Here is an 11,390-nt window from a genome sequence, read left to right on the forward strand (position 1 = left end):
CCCGTGGCGACTCCCGCGCCCGTGGTTACTCCTAAGTCATGAGCGCTCGCGTTCCGTGGTTGGAACACAGCTGCACGTGACTCGTGAGTAACTGGCTCGGGAAGCGCTCGGGGCGCGCCGCCCGGCGCTGCTCAGGCCGAGCCGGCCCGGCTCGCCCGACGCCCCTCAGGCCAGGTCGGCCAGCTTCTCGAAGCGGTCGAGGCGCTCGCGGTAGTACTCGGTGTGGGCGGCGACCGGCTCGACGCGGCGCAGCACGGGCACCTCGGCGACAGCCTGCCCGGGGGCGGCGGCCTCGAGGGCCATCACGGCCGAGCCGCGCATGGTCGAGCGGGACACGGCCACGTGGTCGATCGGAGCGCCGAGCGCGTCGGACAGCAGGTGCAGCCAGGCCGGGATCGCCTCGGTCATCCCGCCGGAGAGCACGATCCGCTCGGGCTCGCCGCCGGCCTCCCGCATCTGGTCGGCGATGCGCAGGAACGACAGCGCGACGCCCTCCATCGCGCCGCGCAGCAGGTCCTGCGCGGTGGTGGAGGCGCCGACGTTCGCCATCAGCGCCCGCGAGCTGCCCCGCCACTTCGTCCCGCGCTCGCCGGAGAAGAACGGGACCACCAGCGGCGTCCCCGCCGTCGGCGGCGCGGAGAACAGGGTCTCCGTGTCGGTCTCGGCGATGTCCTCGGGGATGCCGAGCTGGAAGCGGGCCCAGTCGAGCACCCGGCCGCAATCGCTCATGGCGGAGCCGACGAGGGTGCGGCGCGCGTCGACCCGGTACGCCCACAGGCCGCTGGGGAGCGCGGCGATCTCCGTGTGGAGCAGCTGGCGGATCGCGCCGGAGGTCGCCGTCGAGATGCCCCAGGTGCCGGTGCCGAGCGCGCCGATGCCCATGTTGGCGGCGAGCCCGTCGCCGATCACCGGCATCCACACCGCGCCCGCGAGCTGCGGGAACTCGGCGGCGAGGGGGGTGCCCGCGATCGGGAGGGCGTTGGAGGGATCGAGGGCCGTGCCCATCATGTCGGCGTCGACGCCGGTCGCGGCCAACAGCTCGGGCACGTACTCGCCGGTGCGGCGGTCGATCATGCCCGACCACGCGGCCGACGCGGTGCCGAGCGCGGGCGTGCCCAGCAGCTTCAGCGCCGCGTACTCGCCGAGGGCCATGAAGCGGGCGGTGCGCGCGAAGACCTCGGGCTGGGTGTCGCGCAGCCACGTGAGGCGGGGCGCGGTGTACGAGGAGTGGAGGCGGGCCCCGGTGCGCTCGTGGAGGGCGCCGAGGTCGAGCTGCTCGGCGAGGGCGCCGACCTGCGCGTGGCAGCGGGTGTCCGCGTAGGTGATGCAGGGGGTGAGGGCGTTCCCGGCGGCGTCGACGGCGACGAGCGAGGAGGCGAAGGTGTCGATGCCGACGGCGAGGACCTCGCCCGGCAGCGCGCCCTCGAGCACCGCGGCCAGGGCGGCGCGGATCTCGGCGACCACCAGGTCGGCGTCGATGGTGGAGGTGCCGTCGTCGGCGACCGTGAAGGTGTGCGCCTCCTTGTGGGTCCGCTTGCCGACCTCACGCCCGCTGACGTCGTAGACCGCGGCGCGGGTGCCGCCGGAGCCGATGTCGATGCCGACGACCAGCGGTCCCTGGGCGTCCTCGGCGGGGATGTTGAAGCGGGGCATGGCGGGGTCTCCTGGAGATCGTGGTGTCGCCAGCGCCCCGTCGAGCACCGATGCGAGGGCGCATGGCGTCCGCCCAGGATAGGCAGGGGATCGGCGGTGCGTCAGTGGTCGCGCCACGGGTTGCCAGCGGGCCGCGGCGGTGTGTGGCGTCGTGCCGCGCGGTGGTTGGTGTCCGCAGACGGGACGTGAGCCGCACGGGGCCGGTCATATGACAGGTCTCGTGCCGCTCACGTCCCTTTCGTGGACAGAACCCCGGCCGGGCGGCGGAGTCAGAGGCCGAACGGGCCGGTCCCGGGGCCTACCCGACCACGCTCTCGCCCACGAACCCTCCCTCCGCGGACCCGGGCGGGAGCGCGAACACGGCTGAGCCGATCGGCGTCGTCCACTGGTTCAGCAGGTCCAGATCGGCGAGCCGCTGCTGGATCGGCACGAACTGGCCCAGCAGATCGGCCTGCACCGACACGAAGATCTGCCCCGACTCGGAGACCGCGTCGGATCCCTCCTCCGGCGGCAGGTCATAGTTGTACGGCCGACGGAAGATCTCCTGCTGCGCGCCCTCGTCGACGCCGCGGGCCCGCCGCATGTGCGAGAACTCGGGGATGATCGCGAAGCCGTTGTCGGAGACGGCGGCGAAGTCCGCGGCCGCCGACTCCCCGCCGCCGGTCAGCGGTGACCCGTCGTCCAGGCGCGTGCCCGTGGACTGCTCGCGCGCTCCTCGGTCGGCCTCGTCCCAGCCGTCGAGGTCCATGCGGATCCGGCGCAGCACCAGGGAGGTGCCGCCCGCGAACGGTCCGTCGGGGATCCACACGGTCCGCGCGAAGCGATCGCTGCCGGGCGGCGGGTTCGCCGTGCCGTCGAGCTGGCCGAACAGGTTCCGCTGGGTCGTGCCGGGGTGCTGGACCCCGGCGGCGCGGCGGAAACCCCGCTGGATCCAGCGCACCCGCGTGAAGGAACGGGCGTCCTTCAGCAGCATCCGGGCGGCATGGGAGACGGTGAGCGGGTCGTCGGCCGCGACCTGCAGCAGCAGGTCACCGTCGCAGAACCGCTCCTCGAGCCGGTCGATGGCGAAGGCGGGCAGCGGGGCGAGCCAGGCGGGGACGTCCCGCTCGGCGCGCCGCAGCAGCTCGGGGCCGAAGCCGACGGTGACCGTCAGCCGTGCCGGCTCGGTCGCGAGCTCCGGCTCGGTGTCCGCGAGCGCCGCCCGCCCCTGGGTGAGGCGGTCGGCGTCGTCGGTGAGGAGCCGCAGCAGGCGCAGCACGCCGTCGCGGTCCACCTCCTCGCGCAGGTCCAGAGCGAGGAAGGTCGCCGAGGACTGCGGAGAGGTCTCGATCCCGGCCTGGTGCTCGCCATGGAACGGAACGGTCTCGCCGCCGTGGAGGGCGGGCTCGGCGGCCGACGGGGCCGGGCCCGCGTCGGATCGTCCCAGCGCCCGATCCAGACCGATCGAGGCCACGCCGATGCCGAGCGCTCCGGCACCCGCCGACCCGGCCAGCAGCAGCCGCCGACGGTCCGGGCGCGGCGCGGAGCCGGCCATCAGTGGCCGCCGCCGTCGGAGGCATGCTCGTCCGAGGATCCCTCGGGCTCGTAGTGCTCCTGCGCGCCGGCGAAGTCCTTGACGGTCGCGGTGAACGGGACCGTGGCGCCGCCCTCGAGCTCGAGGACGATCTCGATGTTCTCGCCGGCCGCGAGCGGCGCGGGGAGGTCCATGAGCATGAGGTGGTTGCCGCCGGGCTCCAGCAGGAGCTCGCCGCCGACGGGGATCGCGAAGCCGCCCTCCTTCTCCCGCATGCTCATGCGGCCGGAGCCGTCGGAGGTGGTCTCGTGCAGCTCGACCATGCCCGCGGCCGGCGTGCTGGCCCGGATGAGCTGCACCGGCTGGGTCGAGGTGTTGCGGAGGGTGGCGAAGGCGGCAGTCATCCCGGACTCCGCGGCCTTCACCCAGGGGTCGGTGACGGTGAGCGGGGCGGGGGTTCCGGCGTTCGTGCCGGTGCCGCCGTCGGATGCGCCGTTCCCGGCGGAGGCGGAGCCCCCCTCGGCCGTCCCGTCCGCGCCGCTGGTGCACGCGGCGAGGGGGAGAGCGGCTAGGCCGAGGGCGCCCAGCAGGGCGGCGCGGCGGGAGACCGCGGGGATGGCCGAGGTGTGGCGGGACGGCATGCGGCCGGACGTCACGGGGGCGGGTTCGCCGCGACCCGACGAGTCGGAGGCGGGCAGGGCAGGGTGGGACAGGTGAGACATGGGGTCCTCTCGGGGACGCTCCGGGACGCCGCCGACGACAGGGGGGCGCGGAGCAGGGGGGATCCCGTGACGCGCGGGCGTGCACGGGCGATGGTCCGGGCGCCGCGGGCCCCGCGATCAGGTCGCGGAGCTCAGGCGGCGAGGACCAGGGGAGGACCCCGACGGCGCAGCGGTGAGAGCACCGCCTGCTGCACGGCACGACGCGGCTCGGCATCGGCCGTGATCGGGCGCGGCGCGGGGAGCACCGGGAGCGGCTCGAGGACCAGCAGGAAAACCCGTCCGAGCGTCGCGAGCACCTGGACGGCGACACCGAGGCAGCGGAAGAGCGTCTGCTCGCCGCGGTGCAGGAGCAGGGTGGTCGCGAGAGCGGCGATCACGTGTCCCAGCACCATCGGTGCGTCCAGGTGCGCGGTGTGGAGCGCGTGCTCGGCCGACGTCGCCAGGTGCGAGCCGGTGGCATGCTGCGCGTCGACCGTGCCGTGCAGCCCGACCGCATCGTGCAGGCCGCTTGCGCCGTGGCCGAGGTGGCTGCCGGGGGGATCGACGAGCTGCACCGTCGGGTCGCCGGGCGTGCCCGCGAGGAACAGCCCGTGGAAGAGCAGCTGGCTGGAGAGCACGGCGAGTCCCAGTCGGGGCAGCGAGAAGCGCGATCCGGCGAGGGCCACGCACACCGTGACGGACAGCCACCACGGCAGCGCCACCCCGATCCAGGCCGGGGTGTCCCCGCCGCCGAGGACGTGACCGCCGAGCGCGACGGCGGTCGCGATGGTCGCGGCGACCGCCCCGCGCAGGAGGCGCAGCGGGGAGCGGGACTGGGGCACGCGGCCACTCTACGTCGGCGGCTCGACTGTGGCCCTGGCCCTGGCCCGGCCCGGCCCTGGCCCGGCCCGGCCCGGCCCGGGCCCGCCGTCGAGCCGTCGGACAGGAGGCTGACCGTCAAAGGGACCGCCGCCCCGCCCCGCCGCCCCCGTCGGCGTACCCTCGGCGCATGCAGCTGCGCTTCGCCGGTGAGGTGATCGAGTGGCGGGGCCCTGCCCCGTTCCTGTTCGTGCGCGTGCCCGACGAGGATGCCGACGCGATCGGGGCCGTGGCCCGGCAGGTCACCTACGGCTGGGGCGCGATCCCCGCGACGGTGCGCCTCGGGGCGACCGAGTACACCACCTCGCTGTTCCCGCGCGAAGGCGGCTACCTGGTGCCGGTGAAGGTCGCGGTGCAGCGGGCGGAGCAGGTGGGGCTGGGCGACGAGGTCACGCTCGAGCTGTTGATCGACGGCGTCTGAGCCCCAGCGGGCGCGCGCGGACCGGCCCGAACCCCGACCCGCCTCGTCGGCCCGCTGCGCCGCCCCCCTCGTCGACCCGCTCGTGCGCCGACCCACCGCGTCGGCCGCTGAGCGCCTGGCAGACTTCCCCCATGGTCGAGCGCACCCCACCCCAGGGCCCCTCCCGCCTGCCCACGATGAAGGACATCGCGGAGCACGTGGGCGTGTCGCGGCAGCTGGTCTCGCTGGTGCTGCGCGGGGCCGACGGGCCCAGCACCGAGTCCCGGGAGAAGGTGCTCGCGGCCGCCGCGGAGCTCGGCTACCGCCCGAACGCCTCGGCCCGACTGCTGCGGCAGGCTCGCTCCCGCACGCTCGGCGTGGTCTTCAGCATGCGCAACGCCTTCCAGGTGCGGTATGTCGAGGAGCTGGTCGCGGCGGCCTCGGCGCGCGGCTACCGGGTCGCGCTCGGCACCGTCGACGCTGGCCGCGGGACCGACGAGGCGATCGGGGTGCTGCTCGAGGAGCGGGTCGAGGCGCTCGCCGTGTTCAACCCGGACCGTCGCTCGACCGCCGTGGCCGCCGCGAGCACCCTGCTGCCGGCGGTGCTGCTGGGCGAGTGGACCCGCGACGACTCCCTCGACACGGTCCACGTCGACGAGCGGGGCGGGCTGCGCCAGGCGGTCGAGCACCTGGTCGAGCTGGGGCACCGGGAGATCGCGTACCTGGGCGGGCCGCGGGGCGGGCTGGTCGGCGCCGACCGGGCGGACGCCTACCACGCAGCGATGACGCAGGCAGGGCTGGAGGAGCAGGTCGATGCGCTCGACGCGGCCTTCGGCGAGGAGGACGGCGCGGCGGCGGCGCGGACGCTGCTCGAGCGCGAACAGCTGCCGACGGCGGTGGTCTGCGGGAGCGACCACGCGGCGGCCGGACTCCTCGCGGTGCTGCAGCGTGCGGGGGTGCGGGTGCCCGAGCAGGTGTCGGTGATCGGCTTCGACGACAGCCACGTCGCGGCGCTCTCGTATCACGCGCTGACCAGCGTGCATCAGGACGTGGCGGCGACCGTCGAGGCGACGCTCTCGATCCTGCTCGAGCGGCTCGAGGGCACGTCCGACGGCGCGCGCGCTCGGCGGGTGGTGGCGACGCCGACGCGCCTGACGGTGCGCGCGTCGACAGGGACCGTGCGCGCCGGCCGCTGAACGGGGCGCGCCGGACGCTGAACCCTGCGCACCGGCTTCGAGCGGCCCGGAGGCAGTCTCCCGGGCCGGGCCCTGCACGACGAGGTTAGCACGTGCTAGGGTTTGGCGCACCGAACGTTAGCTCGTGCTAGGCGCGGTCCTCGTGACCTGCGGTCGTCGGCACGCGACCCCCTCCGGAGGCTTCTCGATGCTCACCACCCTGCCCGACGCCCAGATCCACCTCCCGGGCGCCGGCGAGCCCTCGCTGCGCTGGGGCGTCGTCGGCCCCGGGTGGATCGCCGGCGAGTTCGTGCGCTCGGTCCATGCGCACAGCGCGCAGCGCGTCGTCGCCGTCGGCTCCCGCAGCCCCGAGCGTGCCCGCGCCTTCGCCGACGCCCACCGGCTCGACCGCGCCCACGGCAGCGTCGAGGCGCTGGTGACCGACCCGGGGATCGACGTCGTCTACATCGCGACGCCGCACAGCGAGCACGCCGCGATCGGTCTCGCCGCGATCGCCGCCGGCAAGCACGTGCTCATCGAGAAGCCGATCACCGTCACCGCCACCGAGGCACGCGAGCTCTCCGCCGCCGCGCAGGCCGCCGGGGTGATCGTCATGGAGGCCATGTGGACCCGCTACCTCCCGCAGACTTCCGTGCTGCGCGCCCTGGTCACCGGCGGCGACCTCGGCGACGTGCGCAGCGCCTCCGCCGACCACGGCCAGCGCATCGTCCGCCCCGCCGACCACCGCATGTACGACCCGGCGCTCGGCGGCGGCGCGCTGCTCGACCTCGGCGTCTACCCCGCGCAGTTCCTGCAGATGGTGCTCGGCGCCCCGACCTCGATCGAGGCCCGCGGCACCGTCACCGGGACCGGCGTCGACGCGAACGCCGTCGTCGTCTCGACCCACGCGGGCGGCGCTGTCTCCACGCTCTACACCTCGATGCTCGAGCGCACCCCGACCACCGCCACCATCGCCGGAACCTCCGCGTTCGTTCAGGTCGAGGGCCCGTTCTACAACCCCACGAGCTTCACCGTGCACGGCGCCGCCCACGGCTCCCCGACGGTGCGCTGGCAGGACCCGACCATGCTGCGCGGCTTCGCGGCGCTCTCCTACGAGGCCACCGCCCTCGCCCGCTACGCCGGGGAGGGCCGCACCGAGTCGCCCGTGCACACCCACGCCGAGACCATCTCCGTCATGGAGATGCTCGAGGCCGCCCGCGTGCAGGTGCTCGCCGCCGGGGTGGCGGCCCCCGCGCAGGATCTCGCCGACGCCCCGCCCGCCCACGGCGAGACCCGTCCCGCCGCGACAGCCGCGACCGTCGGGAGCGCCCGATGACGGCCGCGGGGACGGCCGCGGGCCCGACGACGATCGAGACGCTGCAGGCGCAGGAACTGGAGCTGGTGCTGGACCGCTTCGAGCCGGCCGACGCCTGGGCGCTCGGCTCCGCCGCCGTGCGCATCGCGCAGGAGGCGGGGCACGGGGTGCTGCTCGACATCCGTCGGCCGCAGCTGGTGCTCTTCCGCGCCGTGCTGCCCGGCGCCGGCCCCGACCAGGAGGTCTGGGCGGAGCGGAAGGCGAGGGTCGTGCTGCGCATGGAGGCCTCGAGCGCGCTCGTCGACGCGCGACTGTCGCAGGCCGGCGTCGACCCGCGCGCGATCGGCTGGTTGGATGAGTCCTATGCCGTGACCGGCGGGTCCTTCCCGATCCGCGTGCGCGGCGCCGGGGTGGTCGCCGCGATGACCGCTTCCGGTCTCACCTCGCAGCAGGACCACGACCTGGTCGTCGCCGCCCTGCGCGCCCACCTCGGCGAAGGAGCCGCCCGATGACCGCCGACGCCCCCACCACCTCGTCCGCCGAGCCCGCCGAGCCCGCTGTGCCCGCTGTGCCCGCGGTGCCCGCTGAGTCCGCTATGCCCGGGGAGTCCGCCGCACCCGGGGAGCTCGCCGCCGAGGAGACCCCGTCGGGCCGCCGCCTCCTGCCCGGACAGCGCTGCCGGATCCGGATCTGGGATCGCGCGACCGGCGGGATCCGCACCGTCCACGAGACCACCGAGCGGCTGTACGAGGCGCCGAACTGGTCCGCCGACGGGAGGCTGCTCGTCAACGCCGACGGTCTGCTGTTCTGGCTGCCGGCCGATGACTCCGGGGCGCCCGCGCTCCTCGAGGTCCCCGGCCTGCCGCCGGTCAACAACGACCACGTCCTCGCCCCCGACGGCTCCGCGATCTACGCCTCCGCGAACGACTTCCACGTCTGGGAGGTGCCGCTGACCGGCCCCGATGCCGCGGGGACCCCGCGCCGCATCACCCCCGACGACGGCGCTCTGCACTTTCTGCACGGCATCAGCCCCGACGGCACGACCCTCGCCTACGTGCACCTCGCCCCCGAGGGCGATGACTGGTGGGCGCGCGGCACGATCCACCTGATCGGCGTCGACAGCACCGGCGATCGCGCGGTGACCACCGATCCCGGTCCGGCAGACGGCAGCGAGTACACGCCTGACGGGGAGTGGATCCTCTTCAACACCGAGCAGTTCAGCGAGCTGCCCGGCCACGCGCAGCTCGCCCGGGTGCGGCCCGACGGCAGCGAGCTGGAGCAGCTGACGTTCGACGAGCGCGTGAACTGGTTCCCGCACATCGCCCCTTCGGGCGACGTGGCGGTCTACCTCAGCTTCGAGCCGGGTACCACGGGGCATCCCGAGAACCGCCAGGTCGAGCTGCGGATGGTCGAGGTCGGCGCGTGGCAGGAGTCGCGGACCCTGGTGGCGCTGCACGGTGGCCAGGGCACCATCAACGTGCCCAGCTGGGCGCCCGACGGCTCCGGCTTCGCCTTCGTCGACTACCCGCTGGACTGAGAGCGGGGGGCTTGCCCGGTGCGGAGCCGCCCCACCTCCGGTTGCCGCGGGGTAGCGGCGGCTGAGGGAGCATGTCGCGGCGAACATGCTCCCTGGAACGCCGCTACTCTCCGGTAGCCCCGGGGGCGGGGCCGACGGGGTGACCGAACTCCTCGGCGTAGCGCTGCTGCAGCTCCCGCCAGCCGTGCTCCAGGGCGTCCATGCCCACGATCCGCTCCTGCTCCTCGCCGCTGAGCAGCGCATCGAGGACGCCCAGGCACACGTGCCAACCGGCCGCGAAGTACTGGGCCTCCTGGACGTCGCCGAGGATGACCTGCAGGTCGATCTGGCCGTCGTCGACCACCCAGCCGAGCGTCGCGTCGCCCCAGCGATGGGTGACGGCATGGTCGGCGGCGAGAGCGACCACGTCGGCCGCGACAGGATCGTCCTCGGGGTTCTCGCGCGCCAGGGCAGGGCCGATCTCCGTCAGCGCCCGGTCGGGGACCACGGGCGACCACTGCGCGAGGCGGTCCGGGTCGGTGACGGCCTCCCACAGCTGGGCGGCGGTGCCGGTGATGTCGACCTCCATCACCAGGCTGTCCTCCGTGATCTCGGCCCTCACCAGGAGGTTCGAGATGCGGGCGTCGATGTCCGGGGTGTCCTTCGCAGTCATGCGTCCTCCTCGCGGGTTCCGCGGCGCCGGGTCGCGTCGCACCGCCTCGATCCTCTCAGAGGACGGGTGCGGCGGCCATGGGCGGGGTGTCCGGCGCCCGCTCCGGCTCCCGCTCCCGCGTTCCGGCGGCCGCGGTGCGCGGGGCGTTCAGGTGCACCACCCCGGGGATGTCCCGGGCGCGGTCCTCGGCCATGGCGTGCACCCTCTCGACGATGTAGCGCACCGCCGGGTGCCGGGCGGCGGTGCGACGCACCTGCACGCTCATCCGCCGACGCAGGGCCTGGTCCTCGATCGGGACCGCGACCAGATCCGCGCGGAGGTCCTGGGCGATCACCGAGGGCTGCACGGTCACGTAGTCGCCGGTGGCCACGAAGCCGAGCACGGTCGAGTAGTCCTGGGGGTTGATCTCCACGCAGGGCGTGAACCCCGCGGCGAGGCAGGCGGAGCGGATCCGGCCGAACCAGGGGGCTCCGGGCGGGTCGTCCGTCGCCCAGGACTCGTGGGCGAGGTCCTTGAGCTGGATCGCGGTGCGCCCGGCGAGCGGATGCTCGGCGCCGACGATCGCCACGTACCCCTCCTCGAGGATGTCCTGCGCGGCCCAGTCCTCGACGCGGGGGGAGTCGCTGGTCTCGCCGACGGCGACGTCCATGCCGTCCTCGAGCAGGTCGTCGATCGAGCAGCTGCGCAGCACGAGGTCGAGGCCGAGATCCGGGAAGCGGCGGCGCACGTCCCGGGCCAGCTCGGGGATCCAGGTGGAGGCGACCGAGGCGGCATAGCCCAGGCGCACCGACCCGGAGCGGCCCGAGCGCAGGTCCAGCACGGCGCGGTCGAGGGCGGCGAGGGCGTCGAGCACGGGCCCGGCCTGCTCGGCGAGCAGCCGCCCGTGCGCGGTCACCTCGATCCCTCGGCCCGAGCGCTCCACGAGCTCCAGCCCGGTCTCGCGGCGCAGGCTGGTGAGGTGCTGGCTCACGGCCGACGGGGTGTAGCCGAGCGCCTCGGCACTGGCACGGATGCTGCCGGTCTCGACGACGGAGCGCAGGACGCGGAGCTTCACGGGATCGAGCATGCGGCGAGCCTACCTTCGTTCAGCGTCACTGAACAGAGGGTCGGGAATCATCGCTTGTGCTGACGGGTCGGGGGGCGAAGGATCGACTCATGACCGCCGCACTCCTGGGCCTCGCCCTCCTCGTCCTCATCCCGATCGTCACCCTCGCCCTCGGCGCCGCCACCCGACTGCTCGCCGCCCGGATCGTCACCCCGCGCGAGGAGCACGCCGCGCTCCGACCGGGGGATCGGCTGCTTCGCGGCAACGCCCTCGTCGTGCGGGAGCTGCAGCCCGACGGCACGCATCCGACCGCCCGACTGGCTCCCTTCGTCGAGCTGCCCGAGCCCTCGCCCGCGCATCATCCGCGGCTCGACCTCGTGGCAGACCATCCGGTCCTCGCCGGCCACGGCCTGCGCTGACTCCGGCCTGGCCCGGACCAGCCCAGCCCAGCCTCCTGGCCCGCGCGGAGCCCAGGTGTGGCCCCGGCCCCGCGACCTACGGCGCCTGAGGGAGCATGTTC

Annotated in this window: 12 protein-coding genes; 6 read left to right on the plus strand and 6 right to left on the minus strand. The window is 74.7% G+C overall.

The features are described from left to right. Positions 1-165: 165 nt before the first annotated feature. The 4 genes from ACZCAH_RS08520 to ACZCAH_RS08535 all read right to left on the minus strand — a co-directional run bounded on the left by ACZCAH_RS08520 (position 166) and on the right by ACZCAH_RS08535 (position 4,709). Entirely contained in the window at positions 166-1,653 is a 1,488-nt protein-coding gene (locus tag ACZCAH_RS08520) for a gluconokinase (RefSeq protein WP_464340650.1), read from the minus strand. Positions 1,654-1,951: 298 nt separating this feature from the next. Then, positions 1,952-3,187 carry a Dyp-type peroxidase gene (locus tag ACZCAH_RS08525; RefSeq protein ID WP_464340651.1) on the minus strand — a complete coding sequence of 412 codons (1,236 nt, stop codon included), beginning with the start codon at positions 3,185-3,187 and terminating at the stop codon, positions 1,952-1,954. Next, positions 3,187-3,888, minus strand: coding sequence for a copper chaperone PCu(A)C (locus tag ACZCAH_RS08530; RefSeq protein ID WP_464340652.1), 702 nt, complete (start codon positions 3,886-3,888; stop codon positions 3,187-3,189). Before ACZCAH_RS08530 ends, ACZCAH_RS08525 begins: the two co-directional genes overlap by 1 nt. Positions 3,889-4,019: 131 nt before the next feature. Then, positions 4,020-4,709 (minus strand): hypothetical protein, encoded by a 690-nt coding sequence (locus tag ACZCAH_RS08535; RefSeq protein ID WP_464340653.1) that lies wholly within the window; start codon positions 4,707-4,709, stop codon positions 4,020-4,022. Between the two features lie 167 nt (positions 4,710-4,876). Here ACZCAH_RS08535 and ACZCAH_RS08540 point away from each other — a divergent pair, with 167 nt between their 5' ends. From ACZCAH_RS08540 to ACZCAH_RS08560, 5 genes are all read left to right on the plus strand, one after another. Continuing rightward, positions 4,877-5,167: a DUF1905 domain-containing protein gene (locus ACZCAH_RS08540; RefSeq protein WP_464340654.1), complete on the plus strand. Its 291-nt coding sequence runs from the start codon at positions 4,877-4,879 to the stop codon at positions 5,165-5,167. A gap of 131 nt (positions 5,168-5,298) precedes the next feature. Continuing rightward, positions 5,299-6,342, plus strand: coding sequence for a LacI family DNA-binding transcriptional regulator (locus tag ACZCAH_RS08545; protein ID WP_464340655.1), 1,044 nt, complete (start codon positions 5,299-5,301; stop codon positions 6,340-6,342). A gap of 187 nt (positions 6,343-6,529) precedes the next feature. Beyond that, on the plus strand, positions 6,530-7,657 hold the full coding sequence (locus tag ACZCAH_RS08550; RefSeq protein ID WP_464340656.1) for a Gfo/Idh/MocA family protein: 1,128 nt from the start codon (positions 6,530-6,532) through the stop codon (positions 7,655-7,657). After that, positions 7,654-8,148, plus strand: a complete 495-nt coding sequence (locus tag ACZCAH_RS08555; RefSeq protein ID WP_464340657.1) for a heme-degrading domain-containing protein — start codon at positions 7,654-7,656, stop codon at positions 8,146-8,148. Before ACZCAH_RS08550 ends, ACZCAH_RS08555 begins: the two co-directional genes overlap by 4 nt. Continuing rightward, on the plus strand, positions 8,145-9,173 hold the full coding sequence (locus ACZCAH_RS08560; RefSeq protein WP_464340658.1) for a TolB family protein: 1,029 nt from the start codon (positions 8,145-8,147) through the stop codon (positions 9,171-9,173). Before ACZCAH_RS08555 ends, ACZCAH_RS08560 begins: the two co-directional genes overlap by 4 nt. A 103-nt stretch (positions 9,174-9,276) precedes the next feature. On the opposite strand, the gene ACZCAH_RS08565 is transcribed toward ACZCAH_RS08560, so the two are convergent. Together ACZCAH_RS08565 and ACZCAH_RS08570 are read right to left on the minus strand one after the other, a co-directional pair. Next, positions 9,277-9,825, minus strand: coding sequence for an SRPBCC family protein (locus ACZCAH_RS08565; RefSeq protein ID WP_464340659.1), 549 nt, complete (start codon positions 9,823-9,825; stop codon positions 9,277-9,279). A gap of 55 nt (positions 9,826-9,880) precedes the next feature. Further along, entirely contained in the window at positions 9,881-10,891 is a 1,011-nt protein-coding gene (locus tag ACZCAH_RS08570; protein WP_464340660.1) for a LysR family transcriptional regulator, read from the minus strand. Between the two features lie 89 nt (positions 10,892-10,980). On the opposite strand from ACZCAH_RS08570, the gene ACZCAH_RS08575 reads away from it, so the two are divergent. Further along, positions 10,981-11,289: a hypothetical protein gene (locus ACZCAH_RS08575; protein ID WP_464340661.1), complete on the plus strand. Its 309-nt coding sequence runs from the start codon at positions 10,981-10,983 to the stop codon at positions 11,287-11,289. The last annotated feature ends 101 nt before the right edge of the window (positions 11,290-11,390 follow it).

This window comes from Brachybacterium sp. B718/18 (assembly GCF_055454375.1).

Bases quoted from the DNA above. Each gene is read 5' to 3' on its own strand.
- ACZCAH_RS08545 (WP_464340655.1), top strand. From the start codon at position 5,299: ATGGTCGAGCGCACCCCACCCCAGGGCCCCTCCCGCCTGCCCACGATG.
- ACZCAH_RS08520 (WP_464340650.1), bottom strand. From the start codon at position 1,653: ATGCCCCGCTTCAACATCCCCGCCGAGGACGCCCAGGGACCGCTGGTC.
- ACZCAH_RS08540 (WP_464340654.1), top strand. From the start codon at position 4,877: ATGCAGCTGCGCTTCGCCGGTGAGGTGATCGAGTGGCGGGGCCCTGCC.
- ACZCAH_RS08560 (WP_464340658.1), top strand. From the start codon at position 8,145: ATGACCGCCGACGCCCCCACCACCTCGTCCGCCGAGCCCGCCGAGCCC.
- ACZCAH_RS08565 (WP_464340659.1), bottom strand. From the start codon at position 9,825: ATGACTGCGAAGGACACCCCGGACATCGACGCCCGCATCTCGAACCTC.
- ACZCAH_RS08570 (WP_464340660.1), bottom strand. From the start codon at position 10,891: ATGCTCGATCCCGTGAAGCTCCGCGTCCTGCGCTCCGTCGTCGAGACC.
- ACZCAH_RS08550 (WP_464340656.1), top strand. From the start codon at position 6,530: ATGCTCACCACCCTGCCCGACGCCCAGATCCACCTCCCGGGCGCCGGC.
- ACZCAH_RS08525 (WP_464340651.1), bottom strand. From the start codon at position 3,187: ATGGCCGGCTCCGCGCCGCGCCCGGACCGTCGGCGGCTGCTGCTGGCC.
- ACZCAH_RS08575 (WP_464340661.1), top strand. From the start codon at position 10,981: ATGACCGCCGCACTCCTGGGCCTCGCCCTCCTCGTCCTCATCCCGATC.
- ACZCAH_RS08530 (WP_464340652.1), bottom strand. From the start codon at position 3,888: ATGTCTCACCTGTCCCACCCTGCCCTGCCCGCCTCCGACTCGTCGGGT.
- ACZCAH_RS08555 (WP_464340657.1), top strand. From the start codon at position 7,654: ATGACGGCCGCGGGGACGGCCGCGGGCCCGACGACGATCGAGACGCTG.